The 26,661-nt window shown below is 56.7% G+C and carries 20 protein-coding genes; 5 read left to right on the top strand and 15 right to left on the bottom strand.

Going from position 1 to position 26,661, the window contains the following annotated elements:
- The first annotated feature begins 74 nt into the window (after positions 1-74).
- Positions 75-1,382 (top strand): radical SAM protein, encoded by a 1,308-nt coding sequence (locus tag IPM61_06575; protein ID MBK8910977.1) that lies wholly within the window; start codon positions 75-77, stop codon positions 1,380-1,382.
- Positions 1,383-1,525: 143 nt separating this feature from the next.
- Here IPM61_06575 and IPM61_06570 read toward each other — a convergent pair whose 3' ends face one another.
- Positions 1,526-3,877, bottom strand: a complete 2,352-nt coding sequence (locus IPM61_06570) for a T9SS type A sorting domain-containing protein (GenBank protein MBK8910976.1) — start codon at positions 3,875-3,877, stop codon at positions 1,526-1,528.
- A gap of 150 nt (positions 3,878-4,027) precedes the next feature.
- Positions 4,028-4,975 carry a hypothetical protein gene (locus IPM61_06565; GenBank protein MBK8910975.1) on the bottom strand — a complete coding sequence of 316 codons (948 nt, stop codon included), beginning with the start codon at positions 4,973-4,975 and terminating at the stop codon, positions 4,028-4,030.
- Positions 4,976-5,208: 233 nt separating this feature from the next.
- On the opposite strand from IPM61_06565, the gene argS reads away from it, so the two are divergent.
- Positions 5,209-6,978 (top strand): arginine--tRNA ligase, encoded by a 1,770-nt coding sequence (gene argS, locus IPM61_06560; protein ID MBK8910974.1) that lies wholly within the window; start codon positions 5,209-5,211, stop codon positions 6,976-6,978.
- Between the two features lie 81 nt (positions 6,979-7,059).
- On the opposite strand, the gene IPM61_06555 is transcribed toward argS, so the two are convergent.
- The 7 genes from IPM61_06555 to IPM61_06525 all read right to left on the bottom strand — a co-directional run bounded on the left by IPM61_06555 (position 7,060) and on the right by IPM61_06525 (position 13,706).
- Positions 7,060-7,872, bottom strand: coding sequence for a hypothetical protein (locus IPM61_06555; protein MBK8910973.1), 813 nt, complete (start codon positions 7,870-7,872; stop codon positions 7,060-7,062).
- 80 nt (positions 7,873-7,952) lie between these two features.
- Positions 7,953-8,705 (bottom strand): hypothetical protein, encoded by a 753-nt coding sequence (locus IPM61_06550; protein ID MBK8910972.1) that lies wholly within the window; start codon positions 8,703-8,705, stop codon positions 7,953-7,955.
- Between the two features lie 70 nt (positions 8,706-8,775).
- Positions 8,776-9,456, bottom strand: a complete 681-nt coding sequence (locus IPM61_06545) for a hypothetical protein (protein ID MBK8910971.1) — start codon at positions 9,454-9,456, stop codon at positions 8,776-8,778.
- 95 nt (positions 9,457-9,551) lie between these two features.
- Positions 9,552-10,292: a hypothetical protein gene (locus IPM61_06540; GenBank protein MBK8910970.1), complete on the bottom strand. Its 741-nt coding sequence runs from the start codon at positions 10,290-10,292 to the stop codon at positions 9,552-9,554.
- The gene (locus IPM61_06535; protein MBK8910969.1) at positions 10,292-11,035 is read right to left on the bottom strand and encodes a hypothetical protein; all 744 of its coding nucleotides are present in this window, start codon (positions 11,033-11,035) and stop codon (positions 10,292-10,294) included. The genes IPM61_06540 and IPM61_06535 overlap by 1 nt, the downstream gene beginning before the upstream one ends.
- A gap of 192 nt (positions 11,036-11,227) precedes the next feature.
- A complete protein-coding gene (locus IPM61_06530) occupies positions 11,228-12,343 on the bottom strand; it encodes a PD40 domain-containing protein (GenBank protein MBK8910968.1) in 1,116 nt (371 codons plus the stop codon).
- 205 nt (positions 12,344-12,548) lie between these two features.
- Positions 12,549-13,706: an acyl-CoA dehydrogenase gene (locus tag IPM61_06525; protein MBK8910967.1), complete on the bottom strand. Its 1,158-nt coding sequence runs from the start codon at positions 13,704-13,706 to the stop codon at positions 12,549-12,551.
- 316 nt (positions 13,707-14,022) lie between these two features.
- Between IPM61_06525 and IPM61_06520 the strand changes: the two genes are divergently transcribed.
- The gene (locus IPM61_06520) at positions 14,023-16,077 is read left to right on the top strand and encodes an ATP-dependent helicase (protein MBK8910966.1); all 2,055 of its coding nucleotides are present in this window, start codon (positions 14,023-14,025) and stop codon (positions 16,075-16,077) included.
- A gap of 78 nt (positions 16,078-16,155) precedes the next feature.
- Positions 16,156-16,608, top strand: coding sequence for a hypothetical protein (locus IPM61_06515; protein ID MBK8910965.1), 453 nt, complete (start codon positions 16,156-16,158; stop codon positions 16,606-16,608).
- A gap of 51 nt (positions 16,609-16,659) precedes the next feature.
- On the opposite strand, the gene IPM61_06510 is transcribed toward IPM61_06515, so the two are convergent.
- From IPM61_06510 to IPM61_06500, 3 genes are all read right to left on the bottom strand, one after another.
- The gene (locus tag IPM61_06510) at positions 16,660-17,466 is read right to left on the bottom strand and encodes an IS630 family transposase (protein MBK8910964.1); all 807 of its coding nucleotides are present in this window, start codon (positions 17,464-17,466) and stop codon (positions 16,660-16,662) included.
- Positions 17,463-17,714 carry a hypothetical protein gene (locus IPM61_06505; GenBank protein MBK8910963.1) on the bottom strand — a complete coding sequence of 84 codons (252 nt, stop codon included), beginning with the start codon at positions 17,712-17,714 and terminating at the stop codon, positions 17,463-17,465. The genes IPM61_06510 and IPM61_06505 overlap by 4 nt, the downstream gene beginning before the upstream one ends.
- A gap of 355 nt (positions 17,715-18,069) precedes the next feature.
- Positions 18,070-20,430 carry a CotH kinase family protein gene (locus IPM61_06500; GenBank protein MBK8910962.1) on the bottom strand — a complete coding sequence of 787 codons (2,361 nt, stop codon included), beginning with the start codon at positions 20,428-20,430 and terminating at the stop codon, positions 18,070-18,072.
- Between the two features lie 223 nt (positions 20,431-20,653).
- On the opposite strand from IPM61_06500, the gene rsgA reads away from it, so the two are divergent.
- Entirely contained in the window at positions 20,654-21,739 is a 1,086-nt protein-coding gene (gene rsgA, locus IPM61_06495; GenBank protein ID MBK8910961.1) for a ribosome small subunit-dependent GTPase A, read from the top strand.
- Positions 21,740-21,782: 43 nt separating this feature from the next.
- Here rsgA and crcB read toward each other — a convergent pair whose 3' ends face one another.
- The 3 genes from crcB to IPM61_06480 all read right to left on the bottom strand — a co-directional run bounded on the left by crcB (position 21,783) and on the right by IPM61_06480 (position 26,609).
- On the bottom strand, positions 21,783-22,163 hold the full coding sequence (gene crcB / locus IPM61_06490) for a fluoride efflux transporter CrcB (GenBank protein MBK8910960.1): 381 nt from the start codon (positions 22,161-22,163) through the stop codon (positions 21,783-21,785).
- Positions 22,164-23,057: 894 nt separating this feature from the next.
- A complete protein-coding gene (locus IPM61_06485; GenBank protein MBK8910959.1) occupies positions 23,058-25,616 on the bottom strand; it encodes a PD40 domain-containing protein in 2,559 nt (852 codons plus the stop codon).
- A 240-nt stretch (positions 25,617-25,856) separates the two neighbouring features.
- Positions 25,857-26,609, bottom strand: a complete 753-nt coding sequence (locus IPM61_06480; protein ID MBK8910958.1) for a DUF1573 domain-containing protein — start codon at positions 26,607-26,609, stop codon at positions 25,857-25,859.
- Positions 26,610-26,661: the final 52 nt, after the last annotated feature.

Below are 26,661 nucleotides of genomic sequence, written 5' to 3'. Positions count from 1 at the left end.
TCCGCCATCAAGAATGCTCAATCTATCGGCCATTGCCGTGGCCGGTCACCAGCAACCGATTTCCGATAACCGACATGGCCAATCACACAGAACAACCTTTTGGCGGCTGCGGCTGCACCAGCGTCTCGGCCATTGGCGACGAACGCCGCATGGCCGTTTGGAACCGGTTATCGCCGCGGTTCCAAACGCGGCGGCAACTGTTGGGGAACAAGCACTCCATCGGCTGCGTCTCGCTGGAGATCACTCAGCGGTGCAACCTTGATTGCACCCTTTGCTACCTGAGCGAGCTTAGCGAGGATGTGCTGGATTTGCCGATTGAGGAGGTCTATCGCCGCATTGACCAGATTCTGGAAATCTACGGCCCCACCACCGGCGTGCAGATCAGCGGTGGCGACCCCACCTTGCGCGATGAGGAGGAGCTGGTGGCGATTGTCCGATATGCCAGCAGCAAGGGCCTGTTCCCGGCGTTGCTCACCAACGGAATCAAAGCCACCCGCCGGCTACTGATCCGCCTTGTGGACGCTGGGCTGAAGGATGTTGCCTTCCACGTTGACACCACCCAGCGGCTGAAAAAGTACAAGAACGAGGCGGAGCTGAACGAGCTTCGGATGCGGTATATCGAGCGGGTGCGGGGGCTGAAGGTTCGCGTTGTGTTCAACACCACGCTTCACAGTGGGAATATGCACGAGCTTCCCGAGCTTGTCCGATTCTTCGTGAAGAATGCCGATGTGGTGGGGATGTGCAGCTTCCAGCTTGGTGCCGACACCGGGCGCGGCGAGCTTCGCGAAGGGCTTACCGTGACCCCCGACCACGTGCGGAAGATGGTGAACGAAACCCTGGGCGTTCCCCTCAGTTTCGACGCAATGGACATTGGCCACTCAAGCTGCAACCGCATCGGGTACTCGCTGGTGTGCAACGGCAACGCCTACGATCTGTGGGACGACGCGAAAGTGCTGGAAGCGGTGCTGTGCGACGTTCGGTTCGAGGATTTCGAGCTGGACCCCGACCGCATTGCGCGCTCCGTTGCCGGCATTGCATGGAAGCTGACGCGGCAACCGCGGCTGTTTGTTTTGGGGATGGGATTCCTGGTGCGGCGATTGTGGCAGATGCGTCGGAACCTGATTGCTGCCCGGGGGAAAATCCACAAACTCTCCTTTATGATCCACAACTTCATGGATGCCGACAATCTGGACCCAGAGCGGATCCAGAACTGCTCCTTCATGGTGATGACCCCCACCGGCCCCGTAAGCATGTGCCTGCACAACAGCCAGCGGGACCAACATATCACCACCCCGCTCACCATCCAGATTCAAGGGGTGCAAACCACCTTCGACCCACTGAAGCCAGACGTGCGCCAGCGGCTGGCCGCCGAGCAACAGTAGCAGCAGAGTTGAAAGAAGAACGTGTTGGAAGAAGAAAGGGGAGAGAGATGAGGGGCAGAAAATCGAACCGCAGAGGAAGCAACACGCGTTGCTCCCTCTGCGGTTTTCTTTTGCTTCCTTCCCTTTGCTTTCTCTGCTTTCCCTTACCGGAGCATCACCGGAAGCCGCGCAATGGTTCCGTTGCTCAGCCGAAGCTCCATCAGATACCCCCCTGCGGCAAAGCGGCCGCAATCCACCGTTAGGGCCGATGTGCTTGCCGTTGGGCGGTGGCGCATCAGCAGCGTGCCCAAAATGTTGAACAGCCGCAGCTCCGTAATGGCCACGGCTGGCGGAATGGAAACTTGGAACACCCCCAACGAAGGGTTCGGCCAGATTGCGATTCCCGCAGCTGTGGTTGCGGCTTGCTCCCGGGTTTCCACCCCAACCGTCTCGTCCTCAATCGTCAGCTTGGTGATGAAGAAATCGCCATTGCCGTTGAACCCGGTGTCGGCTCCGTTTGGGGTTATTGGGAAGTCGAACGATCGCGTTATTCCGGCAACGGTCGCGTTCCCGTGTTTATCCAACCTGATCCCGTAGGCGTAATCTTCGCGGAACCCTCCAAGAAATGTGGAGTAAACCCGCTCCCCACCGAACGGCGAAAGTTTCACCACGAAGGCATCCGACGCGCCGTTAAAATCGGGATCGAAGACATCGCCGCCGGCGGGGAAAAACTGCGAGAAGGTTCCGCCAACAACGTGCGCGCTGCCGCGAGCGTCCACCGCAATCCCGAACGCCACCTCACCTTGCACTCCCCCCAAATACAACCCATACCGAAGCCTGCTGCCGTCGTTGTTGAAGCGCACCACAAACGCATCGGTGTTGCCGTTGAACACCGTGTCGGCCGAAAGGAAAGTGGTGGGGAAGCTGTCGGAGCGGGTGGAGCCGCACAGATACGGATTGCCGTCGGGGCCGATTGCAATGTTGTAGCCTACGTCGTCCTGCTCGCCGCCGATAAATCCGGAGTTCAGCAGTTGCGCTCCGGTGCTGTCCAGCCGCGCAAGGAAGGCATCGGCGTTTCCGTTGTGGGTGTTGTCGGCCACGGTTGCGGTCGTCGGGAAATTCGCCGAAGCCGTCTCGCCAGTGACAAAGATTTCCCCCGCTCCGTTCGTTGCCACGGCATATCCGCGGTCCATCTCTTCCCCCCCTAAAAAACTGGCAAACCGCACCCCTCCATCGGAACCGATGCGGGCAATAAACAGGTCGGTGTGATAGCTATCGTTGTAGGTTTGGTCGTAGGTTCCTGGCGTAGCGGGGAAATCGGGGGAGGTGGTTGCTCCAACCATCACCACGCCGCCACTGCTGTCCAGCGCGACCCCTCCCCCTTCGTCAAACGCGCTTCCCCCCAAGTAGGTGGCGTAGCTAATGGCCGCCCCCGTGGGGTCCAGCGCAAGCAGGAAGGCATCCTGCTCCCCGGCCTTCGATTGCTGCGCTCCGTTCGGTGTGGTGGGGAAGTCTATCGAGTTGGTGGAGCCGGTAATCCACGCCGTGCCATTGGCCGTTGCTTCCATCTTGCTGGCTGCGTCGGACCCGCTGCCGCCGATATACGTGGCATAGAGGACCGTCCCGCCGCTGCTGTCCAGCCGCGCAACAACAACATCTTGCAGCCCCTTGTTCGTGGTGCTGTAGGCCCCGGTGGTGGTGGGGAATGCCAGCGACGTGACGCTTCCGCAGACGATCGGGCTTCCGGCAGCATCGGTTGCAAATCCGGAAAAATTCTCGGTTCCCGTTCCCCCAATAAATGTTGAGTAGATCAGCGGATCTATCACCAGCGGCGTGCTGGGGTCGTGATCCCCCACGCGGAACCCAACGCTGCCGTCGCCATGCTGAACAAAGGCGCAGGGGACCAGCCGCCGCACGCCGCCAACCACTTGGTACGCCACCAGCCCCGATTGCTCAATCGCCCCCACCGTCGTCCCAATCTGGAGCACGCTATCGGCGCAGCGAACCCAATCCCCCCCGCTGAACCGCACACGAATTGCGGAAGGATCCGCGCCGGGTTCCACCACCAAATCGTAGCGAAGCTCCCCGCCATCGTGCCCACCATCGTAATAGAGCAGCGCGTCAATGCCATCGTACACGTTTGGCAGCCGCACTTGCTGGTAGGCTTCTGCGCCAGTAACCCATGCTGCGGGGTTGTTGCCAATCAGGTAGTTGTAGTGTGTGGCTATCCGTCCGGCGGGAAGTGGTGTTGTGGCGTTGCCGCCGGCAAACTCCATCCGAACAACGTGGCCGGTGCGTTGGCCAGTGTTGTGGTCAATGGAGTATCGGTGGAACACGATTCCCTTTTCGGTCAGCCAGCTATCCATCCCCGGCGCACGCCACAGGTAGCACGCTTCCGCCGGCCACTGGCCGTTGTTGGCAATGAATCCGCCCATCAATCCGCCGCGGCGTTGCTGCCCTGTTGCGGCAGCAGCAAGTAGCAGGTGGAGCAACAAAAGTGGAAGAAGTGATTTCATGGAAAAAGGGATTGTGTTCCGATGATGGATGCTGGCGAACTGCCAGAAAAAAACCGACGCTGCCGGAAGAGCTATGACTCCGGCAGCGTCGGCATCGTTACGGAAAGGGGAGGGTGGGGGAACGATTCATCGGCCCCACCCAACCGGGGATTAGTGTTCCACCGCCACCGGGACCGTCATTGGCTGAACCCCTTGCCCATGCAGGCGAATGTAGTAATTGCCGGAAGGGAGCGCGGTTGTGGGGAAGCTCACCGGCACGCCGTTGCTTTGCGATAGCGTGGCGGTCAGGTCCAGCACCTGCTCGCCGCGAAGATTGAACAACCCCATCCGCGCATCCGCCGGAAGCGACTTGCCCTCGGGGAGCCGAACGCCAACGGTTAGCGAGGCGTTGGCGGGGTTCGGCAGCACCGCCAGCCCCAGGTCGCTTCCCGCAATGTTGGAACCAGGCACGGCAGTGGTTGGGCCGCTGATTCTGCGGCAGAACGCATTGCCGCTCTTGGCCCCCACAAAGCAGGTCATCGTGGAATCTTGCTCGCCGGTGAAGAAGATGCTCCAGATCGGTTGGTTCAGCGGGAAGTCGCCGGGAAGCTCGGAGAAATCGCCAAGCTCGGCCACGCTCAGGAAATTCGGCTTTGCGCCGGGAAGCTCCTGGCGGAATCGCTGGTATGCCGTGTCGGTCTCCAGCCGTTTCACCATCTCCTTGCTGTTGATGTATGGGCCGTCCATGTTCAGCGTGTCGGTCAGCCCGTCAGGGATCGGAAGCGGTATCTCCCCAATGCCAATTGCTTGATAGAACAGCAGCTTAATCACCGCAATCGGCAAACTTTTTTGGAGCGATGGTGAGTAGAAGAGATAAACCCACGCCGTGGCGTTTCCGGTTTTAAGATCGAAGGTGAGGTCAATTCCGGAGAAGTTCAGATTCCCCACGGTCCCGCCGCCAACCAGAATCGCATCTTTGGCCAGGGTATCCTGGGCTTTTTGTGTTGCTGCGGGGATACCTTCCTTGAACGGATAGGCTTGCGCCGTGGCGCGGTTGGCCCCGGCAAGAAGGAAGAGTACGCCAGCAGATAGTGCAATGCGAAGCAGAAAAGGTCTCATGTGTGTGTGTGTGTCCGTTTTTATGGCCAAAGAAGTGTGCGTGAAGCATCTGCGGAAAAATGCGGCGGCAAGATAACGCACCGCTCAAGAAATGGAAAGGGGATATTCAGGGCAAGGGCTTGGGCCAATTTCAACAACCAATCACCAATCGCCACCCCTTGCTTGATGTATCTTCGCCCCGTTCATCGGAACGTTCGCAATTATTCTCACAACTATTTAGGGAGAGCGCAGAAGTGCAATCGTTGCTGGCATACCTTTCGGAGATTTTTGGCAATGCCTTCCAGCAGGCTGGGATGGAGCGGGGCTACGGGGAAGTAGTGATCTCGGCACGGAGCGATCTTGGCCAATTCCAATGCAACGGCGCGTTGGCCGCAGCAAAAGCTGCACGGCAGAACCCGCGCATGGTGGCCGAGTCGGTGGTGGCGGCGGTTGCCCCGCGTGAAATTTTTGCCGACCTATCGCTGGCCGGCCCCGGGTTTATCAACATCACCCTGACCGACCAGTTCCTTGCCGAACACCTACGCGGGGTGGCTAACGACCCACGCTTCGGCTGCGGAACCGTGGCCACTCCAGAAACGATTGTGGTGGATTACGGCGGCGCGAACGTTGCCAAGTCCATGCACATTGGCCACTTGCGGTCCGCCATTATCGGCGAAAGCATCAAGCGGATTGTTCGGTTCAAGGGCCACCACGTTATCGGCGATGTCCATTTGGGGGATTGGGGGTTGCAGATGGGGATGCTGCTGACCGAGCTTCGCCGCCACCAGCCGGACCTTCCCTACTTCGACCCAGAGTTCACCGGACCATATCCGGAAGAATCGCCGGTGACGATCGAGGACCTTGAGCAACTCTATCCCGCAGCATCGGCACGCGCAAAATCGGACATTGAAGCGATGGAGGCATCGCGCCAGGCCACTGCCGAACTGCAAGCCGGGCGGCCCGGGTATCTGGCACTGTGGCGGCATTTTGTGGCGGTCTCCATTGCGGTGCTTCGGCGCGATTATGGAAGCCTGGGGGTGGAGTTTGATTTGTGGTTGGGGGAAAGCGACGCGCAGCCCCGAATCCCCGGAATGGTCCAACGATTGCGCGCTGCCGGATTTGTTGAGCTAAGCGATGGGGCCGAAGTGATCCATATTCCACCAACCGACGGGGAGGAAGGGCGCGAAATCCCGCCGCTGATCTTGGTGAAATCGGACGGCGGGGCGATGTACGGAACCACCGACCTTGCCACCATCGAGCAACGCGTGGAAGAACTTCATGCGGACCGAATCCTGTACGTGGTGGATGCGCGCCAGGCCCTCCATTTCGAGCAAGTGTTCCGCGCCGCACGCCGCACCGGAGTTGCTGGCAATGCGAAGTTGGAGCACCTTGCATTCGGCACGATGAACGGAACCGATGGCCGGCCATTCAAAACCCGCACCGGCGGAACGATGAAGCTGCACGACCTGGTGGAGCTTGCACAAGCCGAGGCGACGGCGAAGATGGAGGAAGCCGGGATTGGCGCGGAATACCCCGCCGAGGAGCGGGCAAGCGTTATCCGTTCGGTTGGGGTGGGGTCGCTGAAATATGCGGACCTAAGCAACCACCGCACCAGCGATTATGTGTTCGATCCGGAGAAGTTTGTGCGGTTCGAGGGGAAGACCGGGGCGTACCTGCTGTACGCTGCGGTCCGGATGAAATCCATTTTGCGGAAGGCTGCCGAGCAATCGTTCCTCCCCGGCGAAATCCTTCCCCCGGGCCAGGCCGAGCGCGAGCTTGCACTGCTGCTAACGCGCTTCCCCGATGAGGTTGAGTACGCCGCCGAACGCTACGCACCGAACTACTTGTGCGAATACGCCTACAACCTTGCCCAAGCCTTCAGCCGATTCTACGACCGCTGCCACATCCTGCGCGAAACGGACGCGGCGTTGCGGGCATCGTGGCTGGGGCTTGTGCAGCTCTCGCTGCAGGAGCTTACCCAGACGTTATCGCTGCTGGGGATGGAAGTGCCGGAACGGATGTGACACAAGGCACAAGCACCAAAACAACGGGGCCATGCTGGCATACAGCATGGCCCCGTTTTGCATGGTGATCTGGAATAAGATTTACTGCTGGAACAGCCCGATAAAAACCCCCAGCTGGGCGGTTAGCCCATCGGCTTTTATTTCGGGGACGTTGCTAACGGCCACCCCGGATTCATTCGTCCAATCCCCCATTGCAAAGCCGCTGTAGCCCACGCCAAGCCGCAGCATCATCAGGTAGATGGGGGCATACTCAACGTTCACCATTGGCTGATAATAGACCCCGCCGGTGGAGATGCGAGACGAGCGGTTCAGCGACCCCGGCGCGGTGGATCCGCTGAAGTTGGTATCGCTAAAGACTTCGGTGAATGGAAGGTTATCGGCGGCGCGGTTTTGCGTTAGCTCAAGCGTGTAGCCGCCCCCTCCAACCATCACTCCCGGGAACAGGGTCAGGCGCTTTGTGAGGGGGATGGCGTAGTCAATCTGGGCGGCGGTTAGCCCAACATCAAACCGGAGCGTGCGGTTGTAGTTCTCGCCATTGATTGTGATTGGCTGGGGGTTGGTTTGTTCCACCGAACCACCAAGCCCAAACGCCCCAAGCCGCACGTTGGGAATGACCACAACGGCCCCCATTCCGCCGCCACCATGCAGCAGCAATTGGCCATCGAAGGTTCCGGTCCGGAGCGTGCTGCTTAGGGCGTTCAGTTCGTCGAAGTTCATAAACTGCATCATCCCCAAGTACCCTGCTCCAATCCCCACGTATGGCGGGGAGGCTTCGTCGTCAATCGGAATGTCGTCGAAGTTGAACAGGTCCGTGGTGTCCTGGGCAACAGCGGCAACGGAGGTTATGAGCGATAGAAGCAGCGGGGCCAGAATGCGTGCAAACGGAAAGCGCATGGAATGATTCCTATGATAGTGTTCTGCTGTTGGTTTTGTTTTCTGTTGTGCGTGCATGATGCAATCCCCACCTTGTCCTGTTAGAAGCCTCCGGTACCTGGGATGCCGAATTGATAGGTCAATCCCAAATGGCCATTCAGTATCCGGGTTGCGGGAACGTCGCCGGCAACATACGCGCCGGGGACGCTTGGCGTTGTTTCCTTGAAGATTTTGTTCAGCGGAACCCCCGCATCAATCGTCAGGCCCAGCCAGCCATCTTCTTTATCAATCAGCACCAGCGTTGCGCCAATGCGTGGCTCCAGCATCATCTCCAAATTATCGCTGACGATATCCATCGTGGCCGCTGGGTCGTCCGATGTTGGAACCACCGGTTGCGAGCCGCTCATCGGCAAGCCAATGTTCAACGCCAACCGGAACGCGCTGACGCTGACCCCAGGCTCAAGGTAGAAATATTGGACGTTGTAGCTGCGTGCGTCAAGCTCGGTTCCGGTGCCATCCTTCTCGCGCAATTTTTTGCCAACGTTGCGGATGTCAAGCCCCGTGGCAAAGGTTCCGCGGAGTGTGCGGGTGAAGGGGTAGGAGACGTTCAGCCCAAAACGGAAGGCAATGCCCGGCGCGGCTTCATCAATTTTGCGGCCTGGTGCTCCTTGCAGCAAGGTGTCGTTCAAATCGCCAATCGGGACCGCAAAACCCATGCTGGCCCCCAGGCCAACTCCCAACCGGCTAAGGGCACCGCGGTAGGAGTAATCGGTTTGCGCGTGAAGCCGTGCGGTGCCGGCAATCGCGGCAGCAAGAACCAGCAGGGGAAGAAGAAGTTGATATCGGTGTTTCATGGATTCTGTTCTTTTGGTAAGTGCTGTTGGTAAAAATCGCGGGGGCACGCCACGCATGCCCCCGCAGCGATTATTTCAATCCGGTGTTCGGAATGGCAAACTGCCACGTAACCCCCAAGTGAGCCGAGACGCTTTGGAAGTTGCCGCCGTTGTCTGGCAGGTCTTGCTGGCCGTCAAAGATTGGGTTCAGGTTGTAGCCGCCGCTAAAAACAATCCCCAGCCAGCCGATCTCTTCATCAACCACGGGGATAATCGCGCCAATGCGTGGCTCCAGCACGGTCAGCATTTTGTCCTTGGTGGCATCGCTAAAATCCACGCTGGTCCCGCCCGCTACCTCAGTTGCTCCCCCCATTGGCAATCCGATATTCAACCCCATGTAGAACGCGCTAAAGGAGATACCCGGGGTCAGGTAGAAGTACCGGGTTTTGGTGATGGTGTAGGCATCGGAGTTGTTTTCAATATGAAGTTCGGTGCCGCGATTATCCAGCCCCAAGCTGAGCATTGGCGTCACCGATTGGGAAACCGGAAGCGAGGCATCAACGCCAAAACGGGCGGCAAACACCGGCCCAACTTTCCACCCATCAGGGGGGCTAAGAATCATGGACGCGCCACCGGCAACGCCAACGCCAACCGAATAGTTGCGCGTTGCTTTGCGTTGGCTGTAGTTGGTTTGCCCCGTTAGCGGAGCAATGCTAAAAAGGAACAGAGCGATGCCGCCCAGCAGCATCAATGCGCGATGATGAAGTAGCATACCAGTTTGGAAGGTTATACGTGAGTGAGTAAAAACGCCTGCACCATTCGGAAGCGTGGCGCGAAAGGATTCCGTTGTCTGTTTGCCAGCTGCGGTTAATTCTCTATTCGAATCAACGTTTGCCCCATGCCTGTCGAGACAGGCTCCTTGTTTCCTATCTGCTGGGTAAAAACCGTCTTCTCCTGGATGATATACCCCAGCGATGGAGCATACCAGTACGTGGCATCCTCTACGTCCCGAACGGACAGCCCAACGCCAGCACGCTGCTGCCGGCGAACCACACGAAGCTGCAACGTGCTGATCGGTTTCCCGGCCACCACAACTGTGCTGGGACCTTGGAACGTTTGCTCGATAGTGATGCGGATGGAGTCCGTACTGCCGCCAAGGATACGTGCTGAGTCAACCACCGTAACGGTGTCGGGGATTTTGATGCCGTACGCCAACCGCACCCACCGCCCGGGAATATCAAACACCCCCACGCTGATCTCTGGCTGATACACCAACAGATCCCCGTTGGCTTTATGCTTCAGCCGCAGCGTGTCGGCATTTTGGCGCAAGGCCACCAACACGTTGGTTTCACCAGCAAACGTTAGCCCGGTAGCAAGAACGGTATGAACCCGCTCGAAACTGTTCTTCGTGGTGTCGCGGCTTTGATCTTTCAGGTCCAGCGTGTATTCCTCAAAGATTAAGCTGGTCCCCAGGGCCGGGGCAAGCGTGGAATCATCGGGGCTGGTGGTGACGCTGCATGATGAAAGGAATCCGGCAAGCAGCAGCACTGCAACGCCAGCACCAGCATACGGAAGAAATCGTTTCCAAAAAGCTGTGGTCGTTTTCATTACTCTCCTCCTCCGGTGGCTGCGGTAGCGATTGGGGTTTTCTCCGTTCCTGGAATCCCGAACTGCCACGTCACGCCAAGCATAAACGATGGCGTTTCGGTGGAGCGTTTCTGCCCCCGGTATTCCACCGGAAGGAAGTCCTTGTGATCGGAAAGGTTGCTCAGGTTGTAGCCAACCATCACCGTTAGGCCCAGCCACCCCACTTCTTCATCCATCAGCGGAACCACTGCGCCCAGCCGAGGCTCAAGCATCACCAGCAGGCTGTCGGCATCGGTCTCCAGTTCCAGGGTTCGCTCGCGGTCCTCGGGGCTGGGTTGCCACACCCGCGATCCCCCCATCGGCAAGCCGATGTTCATCCCCAAATAGAGCGCGTCGAACATGAATCCCGGGGTGATTGTCAGGTAATTCACATGGCGGATTTCCCATAATCGGGAATCGTTGTACCAGTGATATTTGGTCCCGCGATTTTCCAATCCCACATTCAATCCAGCTTTCACAATTGGGGTAAGCGGATAGCTGGCGTGAAGCCCCGCGTTCCACGCCAACACTGGTTTCACTTTCCAGTTCGTTGGCGGATCAAGGCTCATGGTTACGCCGCCAGCAATGCCAAACCCAACGCTCAGCATCTTGGTGGAAAGGCGGTCCCCGTATTCGTCAATTGGACCCGTGTCCGCGTCCTGGGCGTGCAGCCACGACGTGGCCACGGCCAGCAGCAATAGGCAAAGGGACGGATGGTGTCGCATAAGCAATTACTGAAGTTTAGATGTTTTTTTTCAGGCGCAAACCGTGCGTCGAAGATACGAGAGTCGGGGAGAAGATGGAGGCTACTTCTTCTTGATGGCCGACGGAGTTTTGCGCAAAAAATGATGGGGCATGATTTCATCAACATCCATCCTTGCTTTCCGCCGCGCAACCCGCCCATCGCTTGCCGCAACTTACCATCCCCGAAAATCGGCGATGAACAGGTTGGTTTCCCCTTGCTTGGCGGCGTTGCGGTTGCTGGCAAAAATCAACCGCTTGCCGTCGCGGGTGAACATGGGGAAGCCGTCGAAGGTTCCGTTGGTTGTCACCCGCTTCAGGTCGCTTCCGTCCTGGCGGATCAGGTACAGGTCGAAGTTCCTTCCTTTGGGGTCGGCCATGTTGCTCGAGAAGATGATATGCTCCCCGTCGGGATGCCAGAAGGGTGCGAAGTTCGCCGCGCCGTTGTTGGTAATCTGGCGCAGCCCGCTGCCGTCGGCGTTCATCACCACCAACTCCATCTTCGATGGCCGGACCAATCCTTCTTTCAGCAGCTGCTTGTATTCCTCCAGCTTCTCCCCTTCGGGCCGGCTGGCGCGGAAGACGATTTTCTTGCCATCCCAGGAGTAGAACGCCCCGCCATCGTAGCCAGGAAGATTCGTTAGCTGGCGCAGATTGCTGCCATCAAGGTTCATCGAGAAAAGCTCGATATCGCCGGTGCGGGTGCTGGTGAAAATGATCTTATCGCCGGTGGCCGCTACGGTGGCTTCGGCATCATAGCCCGGCGCGTCGGTCAGCTGCCGCACAATCTTCCCGGCGGTATCGGCCACAAAAATATCATAGCCAGAATAGAGTGCCCACGTGTAGCCTTTCGAGAAATCGGGGGGGGCCGGGCAAGCGGTGTCGGCGCGGTGAGTGCTGGCATATAGGATCAGCGAATCGCCCGGAAGGAAGTAGCTGCAGGTGGTCCGCCCCTTGCCGGTGGAGATAAGCCGCTGGTTCCCGGTCGCCAAATCGTACATGAAGATTTGGTCGCAGGGGATTCCCTGGTCGGGATTGGTCCGCTGGAAACTGAACTTCTTTTCGTCGAAGCTGAAGTAGCCTTCGGCGTTCTCGCCGCCGAACGTTAGCTGGCGGATGTTCGCCAGCCACTGCCGCTCCTCGGCAAGAATCATCGTGTCGGCGGGGTTGGATGGGGAAGTGTTGGCCGGGGCTGCGTTCGCGGCGGGTGCTGCCTCCTTCTGCGGTTTTTCGCAAGCTGAAAGAAGCAGGGCCAGAAGCAGTGCGGTTGTTACTGTTGTGAATCGGTTCATCGTTGGTGTGATTGTTATGGAGACAGCGGCGGCAATATAATTTAGGAAGGTCACGTAACCACAGCAGAGTTTCCAAAACAAACGCCGCCACGGCAACTTCCCCAGCACGGAAGCAACGGGGGAAGGGGTGAATAAAACAGCAAGGCCTTAACTCAGAAAGGGGAGTTAAGGCCTTGCCAAATACGTCAATTGGACGCCGGGCGCATCACCCGCCGAACTCCTTCTGAAGCTCGCGGGCAATCACGATATGCTGAATTTCGGAAGTCCCTTCGTAAATCTCGGTGATCTTGGCATCGCGCAGATACCGCTCCACTTTGTACTCCCGCACGTAGCCATATCCGCCATGAACCTGCACGGCTTCCAGGGCAACCTCAACAGCGGTTTTCGAGGCGAAGAGTTTGGCCATCGAGGCTTCCTTCACGAACCGCTCATGCTTGTCCTTCTTGCTGGCGGCTTGATAGACCAGCGCGCGCGCGGCAGCAATCTTGGTTGCCATGTCGGCCAACTTGAACTGGATTGCTTGCAGATCGGCAAGGGGTTTGCCCAGCACCTTCCGTTCTTTGGAGTAGGCCACCGCCGCCTCGAACGCCCCTTGCGCAATCCCCAACGCCTGCGAGGCGATCCCGATCCGCCCGCCGTTCAGCGTCTCCATGGCGATATTGAACCCGCGTCCAACTTCGCCCAACACGTTCTGGGCCGGGACCTGCACATCTTGGAATTGCAGCGAGCACGTGTCGCTGCTGCGGATGCCCAGTTTGTCTTCCTTCAATCCATGGGTGAAGCCCGGCGCGCCTTTCTCCACAATGAACGCGCTGATCCCTTTGTGGCCAAGCTCGCGGTTGGTTTGGGCATACACCAAATAGACATCGGCACTGGTTCCGTTCGTGATCCAGTTTTTTGTGCCGTTCAGCGTCCACGAGCCATCCTCGTTTTGGGTTGCGGCGGTGTTCTGGTTGCGGGCATCGCTTCCGGCTTCCGGCTCGGAAAGGCAGTAGGCTCCTAACTTCTGGCCGCTTGCCAGCGGGCGCAAGAATCGTTCCTTCTGGTCCTCGGTCCCGAACGTTTCCAACGCCCAGCAAACCAGCGAGTTGTTCACCGACATGATAACACCAACGGAGGCATCAACTTTGGAGATTTCCTCCATTGCCACCACGTAGCTTAGCGCGTCAAGCCCCGCGCCACCCCATTCCGGCGAGACCATCATCCCCAGGAAGCCAAGCTCCCCCAACTTCGTGACGATGTCGGCAGGGAACTCCCCTTTGATGTCCCGTTCGATAGCGCTGGGCGCCACCTCGTTCTGTGCAAACTCGCGAGCGGTGTCGCGGATCATTTCCTGCGTTTCGGTTAGTTCCAGCTGAAGCATCGTGAAGGCTCTCCTTGCAGTGCGGTTACAAGTGTGATATCCTGACCACGGGTTCGCGCTGGCTGATGCAGCACACACGGCGGCAGGCGTAGGAAGTACAGGGCGCAAAATTACAGGAGGCCACAAGGACCGCCAACGGTTCTAACGGTTCGATACCGAATCGAACGGAGGCAGGGTCAAAAAGAATGGGGTGGGCGCGAAGCGAAGAGTGGGAATGGTTGGGCGGGCCTGTGTATCTTCGGCCTGTTCTGCTGCGGTGGCTGTGCGGCGTGGTTCCGGCAAAGCAGCAAGCAGCACGCGCTATTCCCGATTTGCCATGGCCAAGAGACAACCTTCCGATACCCCACCCAACACCGATCTAACCAAACCGGAGCCAACGGAAACAGCTCCGGCGCGGAAGACTTTTGTGCTCCGCCGGAAAGCCGATGCCGATGCCGCAACCGCAAACTTCCGCATCCGCTACGCCGACGAGTTGAACGCCACGCAACTGGCTGTGGTGGAGCAAACCGAAGGCCCGGTGCTGGTGATTGCCGGCGCGGGAACCGGAAAAACGCGCACGCTGGTCTATCGGGTGGCGCGGCTGATTGAAATGGGAATCAAGCCGGAGCAGATCTTGCTGCTGACCTTCACCCGCAAATCTGCCCAGGAGATGCTTCGCCGCGCCGGCGCGTTGGTTGGCGCGCGGGCCGAGCAGGTGAACGGCGGGACCTTCCACTCCTTCGCCAATCTGACGCTTCGCAAGTACGCCCAACTGCTGAACTACCAAAGCACCTTCACCATTCTGGACCAGGGGGATTGCGAGGATGTGTTGAACCTGCTTCGCGCCCGCATGGGGTTCGACACCAAAGGCCGCCGGTTCCCCCGCAAGCAGACGCTGGCCAGCATGATCTCCGGATCCATCAACCGGATGACCCCAATCCGCGAGATCATCGAAGAAGATTACCCGCAGTACCGCCGCGACGTTGAGGAGATTGAGAAGCTGGCACGCAGCTACCAGGAGTACAAGCGGATGCACAACCTGATGGACTACGACGACCTTCTGGTGAATATGGCGTTGCTGCTGCAGAAGCACCCCGACCTTCGCGAGCGGCTGGGCGAGGTCCACCGCTACATCATGGTGGATGAGTACCAGGACACCAACAAACTTCAGCACGAAATTGTGCGGCTGCTTGCCGAACGCCACCGCAACGTGATGGTGGTGGGCGACGATTCGCAATCCATCTACAGCTTCCGGGGGGCGAACTTCCGCAACATCATGGACTTCCCCCGCGGCTTCCCGGGAACCACCGTCATCACCCTTGAAGAGAACTACCGATCGGTCCAGCCAATCCTCAATTTCACCAACGAGGTGCTGCGCCACGCCGTGGAGAAGTATGAGAAGAACCTGTACACCCGCCGCCCCGGCGGTGCGTTGCCAATGCTGGTCTCCACCGCCGATGAACATCTGCAATCGGAGTTCATCGTGCAGCAGATTTTGGAGCTGCGGGAGCAAGGGGTGGAGCTGAACGAGATTGCGGTGCTGTTCCGCTCCAGCTTCCTTTCATTCGATTTGGAGATTGAGTTGGCGAAGGCAAACATCCCGTACGTGAAGATGGGGGGATTCAAGTTCATCGAGACGGCGCACGTGAAGGATTTGATTGCCCATCTTCGGGTGGTTCATAACCCGCGTGATGTTGTCAGCTGGAACCGCATCCTGCTGCTGCTGGAAGGGGTTGGCCCGCGAACCGCGCAGCGAGTGGTTGATGAGATTGCCGACGGGCGATTGGAGATCACCCGCGAAGGGGCCGCCGCCGCGCGGAAGATTGGGAACGCAGCCGTGGGTGAGTTGTTCGATATGCTTCTGCAACTGCTTCCAGAAAAAATGTCGGTTCCGGAAAAAGTGGACTTGTTGATCCGCTACTACAAACCGATCATGCGGGGGAAGTACGACGATTACATCAAGCGCGAGAAAGATTTGGAGATGTTCGGCGAGATAGCCGGGCGGTATCGCTCGCTCAACTCTTTCCTGTCCGACATGGCATTGGAGCCACCAACCGAATCGGTGACAGGGATTGAGGATGGGAACGAAGATGAGCAGCTTATTCTTTCCACCATCCACTCGGCAAAGGGGTTGGAGTGGAACACGGTGTTTGTGATTTGGGCATTGGACGGACGTTTCCCCAGCACATGGGCCGCCGGAAGCCTGGACCAAATGGAGGAGGAGCGCCGGCTGATGTACGTGGCCACCACCCGCGCAAAGGACCGCTTACTGATCACCTACCCGGTCAATATTTTCGACCGCGAAAGCGGGATGGTGCTGTCGAAGCCCTCGCGGTTCATCGCCGACATTTCGGAAGAGATTGCGGAGAAATGGGTGGTGAGTGAGGAATAATGGGCAGGCAACAAGAAAGCAGGGTGATGAAGCGTCAACGCCGGTAAAGCAACCATACACTGAAGGCAATAGAACGCCATGAATACACGAAAAAGAACAGCAGAAAACCCGAATCAATGGGCAAAGGAATTGCACAGGTTATTGCTTGCACTAAAAGATTTATTGCCGCACAAAGCATCCACTTCTTCTGACCCTACAACGCATAAAACGATCACCGAGGCCAAAGCGATCAATGAAGAAATATTTGTTCTTCTTCAGGAAATCCAACACAAAATAAATGAACCTCAACTTTCAGCACATGAATCTGAATTATTGCGCGAAATCAATAAAGGATTTACTCTCGATTTCTGGAACCGCTACCATGAGCTACAAAAGAAACGGCGTGATGAAACGCTAACCGACGAAGAACAAGCTGAGCTGCTACAATGTTCCGATAGGATTGAGAACGCTAATGTTGAGCGGGTACGCCATATCGTGAAGTTAGCGGAACTCCAGAATGTGCCATTGCCAACCCTTGTTGAGCAATTATAGTGCGGGACATAACATTCCATAAAAGTTGGATGGATTATTTCGTGAAAGAAATTACATCCTCAATGATACCTTGAAAATCGGTTCGTAAAATTTCTCTATCCATGATTTTGCATAACTCCGAAACTTTACACACTCCTCAAATGCCGACTTGATTCGCAATACCATCTCCTCCCGACTCCGTATAATCCCACTCTCCGCTATCCGACGACGTACCCCTTTCCAAACATATTCGATAGGATTTAAATCCGGTGAGTACACCGGCAAATTCACTAACTCTATCCCTATCATCTTCGCATGCTCCCGTACCTCTTCCGTCTTGTGCGACGATACATTATCCCACACCACAATCACTCGCTTGTATCCCACATTCGCTTCCCGAATCTCTGTCAATTGCTCCACCATATCCTTGCTCCGCGATGACACTAAGCCCCGCACCACGCTCTTCCCACGAATCGCGTAAAACCCAAACGTGTTGCACCGCCACTTCTGATGATAATCCCGCACTCGGCAATCCCCATAACTCCAATACCGTACACGATTACACCGCGTCTGAGGCGACGATTCATCGGCATATCCGATCGCCACATCCGATGCCGCAATCCCTTTATTGGCAAGACCATTCACCACCTTCCGCAGCACTCGCTTCAATTGCAATTCTGCATCCTCCGGACGGCGTTCGTCCAACACATACGGCTTCCGATACCCAAGTCCACAACGCCGAGCAATCCGACGGACTTGACGCAGACTGTACCTCACGCCCCATCGCTCCTGCAAATACTCCTGAAGCTCTCTGGTTGTCCACAATCGCTGCTCCGAACGCAGTTTCCGGCACAACTCCTCGAACTGTTCTGCCGTCAATCGTCCCCGTGCTCCGCCCCCTTCCCCTTGACGCGACCGAAGTGATGCCGTTTTTTTTTATTCCATTCCGCGATCCACTCATACAGCGTCGGTGCTGGAACACCGGTGATGCTCGAAACACGGCTCACATCCTGCAATTCATGCACAAGCCGTAGGACTAACACCTTGAATGATTCCGGTCCAACCCTATATTCCTTAAGAAATTCCGACAACAGTTCCGGTTCCTCAATCTGTTTATTCAGTGCCATGGTTATTCCCCGATAGTAGTTGTTGAATGTACGTGGTATACCTCTCCACATATCCCCCCCAATATCTCTTATCTTCTCTTATAATAAACCCTATTTCTTTTCTCAAAAGTTATGTCCTATACTATAAAAATATCCCCTGCTGCGTATGCCTAATCCCCGCTTGTCTTCGCGGCAAAAAGAGCTTATTGCTGGGCGCGCACGGTATTGTTGCGAGTATTGCCACAGCCAAGAGTCTGCTGGTTGGGGTTGGTGAGCACCCGCCATAATTTGCAGCAGAAAATACTACAGCACGGAAAAGGGCATTGGACTGTTATTTCCAATGCCCTTTATTTTCACCAAATAACCATCCCTATTTTTACTCCACCACAATCTTCATGTTTTGCGTTCCAGATTGCACAAAATAGACACCTGCTGCCCAGCTTGAAATATCAAGGTCTATTCCGGCAGTTATTACTCCATTGAACATCTGCACCCCGATTGTGTTGGTGATTACAACCCGCTCCGTCCCAACACTATTTCCACGATTATTCAGAATAATTCTCAACCACTCGTTGGCTGGGTTCGGGAAGGCACGCAGCCCGGTGGTTTGATTTTCTTGGCTTACGCCCGTGGTTGGCGCATCGTTGGTGCTGTTGAACGTTGGGGCTTGAATGGCAAAATTCCCTGTGCCATTTGGCTTGCGGGCAAAGCTCATGTCGGCAGTTTGCTGGCCCCAGCTAACGGAGTCAATAATTGCCATGCTGGCATCGCTTAGCAGCAGCTGCTCGGCCGATGCCGACAGTTTGAAGTTGCAGTGGTTGGCCCCTTGCTCATCATCTTCATCGGCCCAAAGGATGAAGTAGCCGTTGGCGGGAATCACCGCCCCTTCCGGGAAGGTCCATTTATCCATTTTGGTTGGGTCGTCGGTGATGTGGTATCCCGCCAGATTCACCGGCTCCGAGGCGGTGTTGTACAGCTCAATCCAATCTTCATACTCTTCGGCGTTGTCAACAACGGTTGCGGAGTTCGAGGCCATAAACTCGTTAATCACCACGGTTGCGCCCGCGGCTGTTTCGGCGGCCACGGTGTAGGTGTAAACATCATGCTCGGCACCGGGCGGGGCGTAGCTAACGCTGCTTGCGCTGTTGTTCGCCACCGCTTCCACGTAGAAACGCACCCATGTTCCGGCCGCTTGCCCGGGGATTTCGGCAGCGTAGGTTCCGTCGTTTGCCGCGCCGTCGCCATGCTGCCCATCATCGGCCATTTCCACTTTCGTGAAGTTCCCAACAATGCCGGTGGCGAAGTACAGATTCATCCCTTTCACCCCCTGCTGGTGCGTTGCCGAAGCCTTCACCACCGCCGCTTGATCGGCAGCGGGCGCAACCCACGCTTCCTTGCCCGCCACGTACTCAACGCCAGCAATCGCCGGGGCCGTTTGGGCAACCTCCGCATTGCTGAGCAAATAGTTTCTCCGTTGCCGAATGAAGTTCTTCAGCGAGTCCCGTTCCGTTGCAAATCGCTGGTAGGGATAAAGTTTTTTGGAGTCTTTCTGGACGATTGAGTCAATCATCGTGTGATACCTGTCCAGGGCTGCGAAGGCGGTGGCGGTATCCATCAGCTCGGCAATCAGGGTCCGCATGTGGGCCAGATAGCGTTGCCGGTACTGCGGCACGGCAAGCACCCGATTCAGGAGCGGGTAATTCACATTAGTTTCGTGGTAGAAGGGGCTCCAGTTTTGGTTGGCCCGCTTCATCACGCTGTTTGCGTCGTACTCAATCGGGGTGATCCGTCCGGTTTCTGCTTCCCAGTAGAGGTAGTAATCCATCTTCCCTTTGTTGACGTAGCCGTCGTCGTCGGAGAATAGGAGTTCGCTGGCCATGAACCAGAGTGCGCGGTCCACATCCATCACCGCCGGAAGCGCGTCGGGAAGGGAAGCAACTGGCGTTTGGTTAAGCACCTGGCAGGTCCGCACCAAGTCATCCCACGGCGTATCACGGTCGGTACTTTTCAGGGTGTAGTATTTCTGGTAGAGAGCGGTATCGGCACCCAGATAATTCAACCCTGCGGTTCCGTCGCCCCACTTCCCGCCGCCCCCCATGCCTGGCACGCCGGAGAGGGTGTCGGGCACATCGGCCCTCCAGTTTGTGCCGTCGTTGCTTAGGAACCATTCCTCGTAGAAATCTTTGTTCAGCTGCTGGACGTTGGGATACAGCCCCCAATCTTCGCCATTGATATACAGGTGGATATAGGCGGACTTTGCTGCGGGGATATGCCGCTTAATCTGATGCTGGAAGAAGACCTCGCGCATGAAGGAAGGGTCATCGAAGCAGTTCAGCAAGTTCAGCGTTTTGTAGCCCATCAGCCGCTGCTTGTCGTGAACAAAATCAATGGAAACGTTGAACGATTTTTTCTGCGATTGCTGAATTTGCCTGTACGATGTTTGCCCACGGAATCGGATGCCGACGCTGTCGTAGGTGATGCCATCCACCTCCATTGTTGCAGGGATTTCTATTTCGGCTTGGTAGTTCTGTTGCAGCAATTGCCAATAGTTTGGTTGCGCAAAGGTTAGGCGGACGGTACGAATCAGCGACTGGTCGTACAGGCCTCCGTTGGGTTGGTCCCCGGTCAGAAGCATTCGGCCATCGGCGGTGCGACGCATCTCCATTGGAAGCGGCTGCGAGGTTGCGGCGGCCATGGTTGCCAGCAGCGCAAACGTCACGATCATGCGGTGTTTCATTCTACAGTGGTCACTAATTGATGGTTGATAGGAACAAGAACCAGCAGCAGCTTGGTGCTATGGTGATCCGGTAGCGAAGGCTTCAGTAACAGCCACGGCCACAGGGCGCAGCTACACCCGGCCTGCTCAGCCGGAAGAGCATTGTCACCTATATTGTGCCGCCGTTCTATCCTCCATTGCTCGGTATGCCTTTCCATAAGCAACCTCATACTCATCGCTTTTTATGCCTCCACGCCGCACAAACCGCCCCTATCGCGATTGGGTGAAAGGGGAACGCAAACGCCCACGGGGCATTGATGCCGATGATGAGATGGTCCGCATGGGTCACGAAGGAATGCGCCCAAAAGGGATCACGCTTGCCAGCCGTTCCGAAGAAGGGGAGGAGTCGGGCCAGGTGATTGCTGCACGCAGCGGACGCTACGATATCCAACTTGAAGGGGAGGAGGGCGCAATCCTTCGCTGCCAAATTAAGCGCGGAATAACCACCGACAACCCCAACACCACACTGGTGGCCATTGGCGACAGGGTGAAGCTGCAACGGGTCAACACCGAAGAAGGGGTTATTACCCACGTGCTTGAGCGGGTAAGCCATTTGGGCCGGACAAAATCCGCCGATAAAGGGGTTGAGCATATCATCGCCGCCAATGTGGACCTGCTGCTCTGCACCACCGCTGCCGACCGCCCCGATTTCCGGCGCACAATCATTGACCGGTTCATTGTGGCCGCGTTGCTGGGGGATATCCAACCGATCATCATCGTCAATAAGATTGATACGGCCAACCAGGAGATTCGCGAAATTCTTGAAGAGGAGTTATCGGTGTATCCTCCGCTTGGCTACCCGGTGCTGATGCTGAGTGCGCAAAGTGGGGAGGGAATGGATGAATTGCAACGGCAGCTTGTTGGGAAAACGGCCGTGCTTGCCGGGCAATCGGGGGTGGGGAAGTCAACGTTGATGAACGTGCTGGTGGGGACCGAGCAGCGGCGCACTGCAGAAGTTCGGGATAGCGACCGGCGCGGGGTTCATACCACCGTTGACTCCGTGCTCCATCAACTCCCAACCGCAGGGCGGCTGATTGATACTCCGGGAATTCGTGAGTTCGGCATCTGGGACCTTCGGCCCGAGGAGCTTGATGGCTACTTCGTGGAGTTTCTGGACCACCTTCGCGATTGCCGCTTCCACCCCTGCACCCATACCCATGAACCTGGATGCGCTGTGCAATTGGCCGTTGAATCGGGGAGCATTGACCCCGGACGCTACGCAAGCTATCGGGCAATTTTTGAATCGTTACGAAGTACCCGAGATAGGTAATGAGCCGGAATTTTGGCCCCGGCCTCTGATACCCGGCATCTACTCATTCAATTATCCCCGCAGCCACATAGCCAACAAAGCAGCCAACCGGAGCCAGCACCACACTGGCGGCAACATAGAGCAAGGCCGTTGGCGTTTGCGACTCCATCATCAGGTTCACGGTTTCCAGGCTAAAAGTGCTGAAGGTGGTGAACGCCCCACAGAAGCCGGTTCCAAGCAGTGCTTGCAAGTGGTGGTTACCCGTTCCAAAACGGAGCCAGCGGAACAGGAAACCAAGCACAAATGCCCCGCTGATGTTAATCAATAATGTTGCCCACGGGAACCCTGCTGAAGTCCCGCGCCACTCTCCAATCCAAATTCCCAACTGGTAGCGAGCAATCCCCCCGGCCACAGCCCCAATCGCGATGTAGAGATACGTTTTCATAGCACTTGGCGAAAGATACAGCCTTTTGATATGCCTTCTTCTCCGCTTGAGCCAGGGCAATGAATACGAATAGAGGTGCTGGAATCAGCAGCGCGATTACTGCTTTTTCCAGCACCCCTATGTTGTGCGCGTTGCGCGTTGTTGTGGCGGTGTTTTTGCCTGTTCGCCGTGTTGGCTTGCAGTGTGGTGGCTGCTGCAAGCCCGGGGCTTCCTCTCAGCTTCTCTCTCTCTCTGATGTGCTTGTCGTGATGCTTGTGGTGTTAGCATCACTGGTTGTGTAAAGGCGAACAGCCGGGGGACTGGGGGATAACTTGCCCGAATTCCATTGGTTGTGTACGCCCTACCCCTCTCTGCCGAATACTCCCGCCCATAAAATTTTGGCGAGTACGAATCTATGATGTAGGTGTTTGAACAGTTGGAAGGGGTATGCCTCTCTCTCTATTCCCATTGCAATCCCTTCGTTTGATTGGAAGCTGCTTGCTCTCTCTCGTCCGTTGCGGCTTCCGTGATGGTTGTTTCGCCAACATCCCGGCGGGTCTCTCTCTCTCTCCCATTCCCGCTCAGGTGTTGATGATTTCCTCTCTATCTCTCCCCTCAAAAAACCTTCCCCTTTCGTGTGGTGTTGGGTCGCGCTACGGTGGTGGTGGCGCGTTCGTTGCGTGTGGTGTAAAAAACTTGGCCTAAAGGTAGGCGTGGGTGTCTCGGAAACGTGCTCAGAAGCATTGACCGAGCAATGGAGCATCGGAGCATAATCACCGTTTTTTTGATTGGATTGCTGTTTTTGATTGATCCATCCTTTTTTCCAGAATGCAATCCAGCATTGTTTTGCAAAACGAAAATGCCCGCTTCGTTTGCACGAAGCGGGCATTGGTGCGGCCTATTGCCTGGTTCCGTTTAGCTTCCACCACCACCCGATGGGGTGCTGATCAGCACCTGCACGGTTCGGTTGTAGAATCGCCCTTCTGGCAAGTTGTTGTTATACAGCGGGGAGGTTTCCCCAACGCCATCGCCATACAGGGAGTTTATCAATGCCTTGTTGACGTTGCGGCCAATGCCGTCGGTGACGGTTTTGGCGCGGTCTTTTGAGAGCTTCAGGTTGCGGTCGTCGGCGCCGACAACGTCGGTGTAGCCGGTCACGTTGATCTTCGCTCCCGAACGGATGTCGCCGTAGATAAATTCCTTCAGAATCCGCTCGTTCAATGGCCCTGCCTTCGGGCTGTCGAACTCGAACAACACCAGCGAGTAACGGTCTTTGGTGCTGTCCACCAGCCCTTCAACGCGCTTTCGTTCGTTCGTGACAATCATCACAGGAATCTGGATTTCCGGCGAGCGGCACTCCTTGCCATCCTTGTTATAGACCACAAGCTGCGCCGTGTACGGTTCCTCGGTGTTCGGAATCTGCTCCTCGTCTCCACCCTTGCCCCAGTTGTATTCTGGCGAGACGGCATCGGTGGTTCCAACGTTCGTCATCGTGTGCCAAATCTGGCCATTCCGTTTGATCTCGATAGCGCGGCGCGCCACCAGGGCATCGTTAATGCCGTTCTTCATCTGGAAGTGCATGGTGTCGGGCTGCGGGTAGCGGCGGAAGTCAACCTGAATGATCGGCTTGGCCACTTCCCAGCCCGCGCCTGCGGGGTCCACCACGTTGATTTCGGTGCGGCGATTCTCCACAATGCCCAGTGGGTCTTTCGGGTTCGAACGCAAGCGCGGCATATTCCGCGGCTTCATCAAAGTGATGCGGCTTGGGTCAATCTGCCAGATGTTGATCAAGTAATCATAGACCACTTGGCCGCGCTTGCCGGAAACATCAATCACTTCACCAATAGCCGTTTGGCTTGCGTCGTTGCCGGACTCGCTGTTCGAGTTGCAGCCTTGGATCTCGATCTTGGTATCCGGGTGCTTCCGCATCCGATACCCCACGATGTTCAACATGTGGTAGTATTTCTGCAACGTACCACCCGGGATGGTGGAGTCGTTGAAGTTGTTGGTTTGGTCAGGGCTGGTGAACAGGATGTAGCGGTCGGGGATTTTCGCGCTGCCGCTGTCGAAGAAGACGTAGGTCAGCAGCGGATAGAGTTCCTTCACCAAGTTTTCTTCAATCAGCAACCCGTGGAACTCACGGTATTTTGCCGGTGCGTTCGGCTGGTTCTGCTTCAATGCCCGGACGTAATCGGAGGTGTCGTAGGTCGCGCCCAGCACTGGCATCTCACCCAACGGGAAATCTTTGGTGATCTCCATGTACTTGGTGGTCTTCGGAACCTCGATTGTTTCCTTAATGGCTTTGTAGCCGGGGCTGTTGCCGGCAACATCAATCGTCATGGCTCCTTCGGCGTTCACCACAAAGGAGTAGGTTCCGGTGGCCATGTTGGTTTTCACGGCCTGGATGGTCTCACCATTCTGGCGATTGACAAAGGTGAGGTCCGCCGGAAGGTTATCCCCGGTGCATTGGTCGAACACCCGCCCCTTGATAAGGATGGTGACGGTGCGTGGGGGAAGCAATCCCATGAAGATGTCCAACTTCCCCTCGTTCCCCAAATCGTCCCGCTCGGAAGCGAAATAGACGATGTCGCCAGCGGCAGGAAGCGTGATAAAACGCTCGTCGCGCTCGGTGTTGAACGGCTCGCCCAAATTTTCTGGCTCGGAGAAGACCCCGGCGTTCAGCTTCGCGGTGAAGAAGTCCAATCCCCCTTGCCCACCGTGGCCGGCCGAGGAGAAATAGAGGAGCTTACCACCCGGAAAGATAAACGGGCTATCCTCGCGCTGCGGTGTGTTAATTGGCGGTCCAAGGTTTTTTGGTTTGGACCATTTGCCGTCCGACTGCTTGGTGCTGACGTAGATGTCGGCATCACCTTCGCCGCCAAGCGCGCCTTCGCGAGTGGAGCAGAAGTAGAGGGTTTTGCCATCGGAAGCGATCGAGGGCTGCGAGTCCCATGCGGGGGAGTTGATCTCCTCCACGTTACGGACGTTGGTCCATTCGTTTCCGTCAAGCTCGGCTTCGTAGATGTCGCAATCGCCAAGCCCGTCATCACGATTACAGCCGGTGAAGAAGATCGTTTGGCCGTCGGCAGCGATCGAGGCCACGCCTTCGTTCTCACCGGTGTTCACTGGGGGGCCAAGGTTCACGGGTGGAGTAAAGACGGTGTCTAGGCGATTTGCTTTGGTCGTAAACCAAAAGTCGTGACCACCAACCCCGCCGGCTCGGTCGCTCACAAAAAAGAGGGTGCGACCATCGGCAGTAATTGTTGGCGCATACTCTAGGTCCGTTGTGTTGACAACGGGTCCAAGGTTGCGGATTTGGAATTTTTTGATGTCTTGATCGCCGCCCGGTGGTTGCGCATGCAGCAGTGCGCTGCTTAGAAGGCTTAGCGCAACCAGGGCAAGCAGGGAGGGAAGGAGGGAGCGCAGGCGCATCCCATACACCGCCGGCTTGTGTTGGTTGTTGTTGTTGTTCATTGACACCTTGTGATATGAGAGAGAGGGAGAGGATTCAACAAATATTGTGACCTGCGGGCGCAAGGGCACGGAATAGGGCGGGGAATTTAGGACGCTTCTGCCAAATAGGCAACGATTGTTTAACAAGGAACGCGCCTTCGGTGCACTTTTCTTCGATAAAAATTCATCCCTACTGTCTGATTGGCCTTCCCCTTCTCGTAAAGAGAGCGGAACGGACGCTACGGCATCTGGCAAAATTGATTACCGAGAGTCCGCAGATTTTTCGGGCGCAGGGACGTTTGTTCCGGTGATTTCAATGACCTTCTCCAACGCTTCGGGGTTGTTGGTTTTGATGAGCACCTTCCCCTGGATTTTTCCCGGCTTACGCGGGGTGACGAACATCCGCACCGGGACGATTCCGCGTGGCTTGATCTGGATGGGGGATGTTTGCTCGAACCGAACATCTGCGTTCCCTTCCACCAGCTCGGGGGCAAACAGCGTAAATGTCGAATCGCTTAGGCTGATGATGTTGATGGATGCCATCGTCTCCTTCCCAATCCGCGCGTTCATCACGTTGAAGAACTCAAACGGCATGATGGTGTAAGCCTGGCGGATGTTGGCAGTAAGGTCCAGTTTTACTGCGGGGTTGGTGGGGTCGGTTGAAAGGATCGTCAATGGCTTGTGGATTCTTCCGGCACTGTTTCCTGTGGTCAGTGCCAAGCTGATGGTTGCCGTGGCTCCGGGCTTAATAACGCTGTCGGCCAGTAACGTCCCCGTGCAGGAGCAGGAGGCGCGCAGCTCAAGGATGTGCAAGTTCCCTTTGCCTGTGTTCTTCACCACCACCTCGCCGTTCAGCACCCCGGGCTTCACATCGCCCCAATCGTAGGTGGTCCCGCCAACAACCTCAATCTTTCCTTGCGAAGAAGCATTCCCCTGGGCGAACCCAAGCGAAGATGCCGCCACCGCAGCAACCGCCACGCAAGCAACCGCACGCAACAACAGCCAGTATTCCATTACTCTAACGATTAGGGATTTGTAGTGATGGCACGGTCACAACCCGCCTTAT

It is taken from the genome of Chlorobiota bacterium (assembly GCA_016710285.1).
Taxonomy (GTDB): domain Bacteria; phylum Bacteroidota; class Ignavibacteria; order OLB7; family OLB7; genus OLB7.
This window is presented reverse-complemented; position numbering and strand designations above follow the sequence as displayed.

What these genes read in the sequence shown, in the direction of transcription:
- IPM61_06570 (MBK8910976.1), bottom strand. Translation starts at nt 3,877, where the DNA reads ATGAAATCACTTCTTCCACTTTTGTTGCTCCACCTGCTACTTGCTGCT.
- IPM61_06530 (MBK8910968.1), bottom strand. Translation starts at nt 12,343, where the DNA reads ATGAACCGATTCACAACAGTAACAACCGCACTGCTTCTGGCCCTGCTT.
- IPM61_06550 (MBK8910972.1), bottom strand. Translation starts at nt 8,705, where the DNA reads ATGAAACACCGATATCAACTTCTTCTTCCCCTGCTGGTTCTTGCTGCC.
- IPM61_06565 (MBK8910975.1), bottom strand. Translation starts at nt 4,975, where the DNA reads ATGAGACCTTTTCTGCTTCGCATTGCACTATCTGCTGGCGTACTCTTC.
- IPM61_06520 (MBK8910966.1), top strand. Translation starts at nt 14,023, where the DNA reads ATGGCCAAGAGACAACCTTCCGATACCCCACCCAACACCGATCTAACC.
- IPM61_06535 (MBK8910969.1), bottom strand. Translation starts at nt 11,035, where the DNA reads ATGCGACACCATCCGTCCCTTTGCCTATTGCTGCTGGCCGTGGCCACG.
- IPM61_06525 (MBK8910967.1), bottom strand. Translation starts at nt 13,706, where the DNA reads ATGCTTCAGCTGGAACTAACCGAAACGCAGGAAATGATCCGCGACACC.
- IPM61_06505 (MBK8910963.1), bottom strand. Translation starts at nt 17,714, where the DNA reads ATGGCACTGAATAAACAGATTGAGGAACCGGAACTGTTGTCGGAATTT.
- IPM61_06500 (MBK8910962.1), bottom strand. Translation starts at nt 20,430, where the DNA reads ATGAAACACCGCATGATCGTGACGTTTGCGCTGCTGGCAACCATGGCC.
- rsgA (MBK8910961.1), top strand. Translation starts at nt 20,654, where the DNA reads ATGCCTCCACGCCGCACAAACCGCCCCTATCGCGATTGGGTGAAAGGG.
- crcB (MBK8910960.1), bottom strand. Translation starts at nt 22,163, where the DNA reads ATGAAAACGTATCTCTACATCGCGATTGGGGCTGTGGCCGGGGGGATT.
- IPM61_06485 (MBK8910959.1), bottom strand. Translation starts at nt 25,616, where the DNA reads ATGAACAACAACAACAACCAACACAAGCCGGCGGTGTATGGGATGCGC.
- IPM61_06480 (MBK8910958.1), bottom strand. Translation starts at nt 26,609, where the DNA reads ATGGAATACTGGCTGTTGTTGCGTGCGGTTGCTTGCGTGGCGGTTGCT.
- IPM61_06575 (MBK8910977.1), top strand. Translation starts at nt 75, where the DNA reads ATGGCCAATCACACAGAACAACCTTTTGGCGGCTGCGGCTGCACCAGC.
- IPM61_06545 (MBK8910971.1), bottom strand. Translation starts at nt 9,456, where the DNA reads ATGCTACTTCATCATCGCGCATTGATGCTGCTGGGCGGCATCGCTCTG.
- IPM61_06540 (MBK8910970.1), bottom strand. Translation starts at nt 10,292, where the DNA reads ATGAAAACGACCACAGCTTTTTGGAAACGATTTCTTCCGTATGCTGGT.
- IPM61_06555 (MBK8910973.1), bottom strand. Translation starts at nt 7,872, where the DNA reads ATGCGCTTTCCGTTTGCACGCATTCTGGCCCCGCTGCTTCTATCGCTC.
- IPM61_06515 (MBK8910965.1), top strand. Translation starts at nt 16,156, where the DNA reads ATGAATACACGAAAAAGAACAGCAGAAAACCCGAATCAATGGGCAAAG.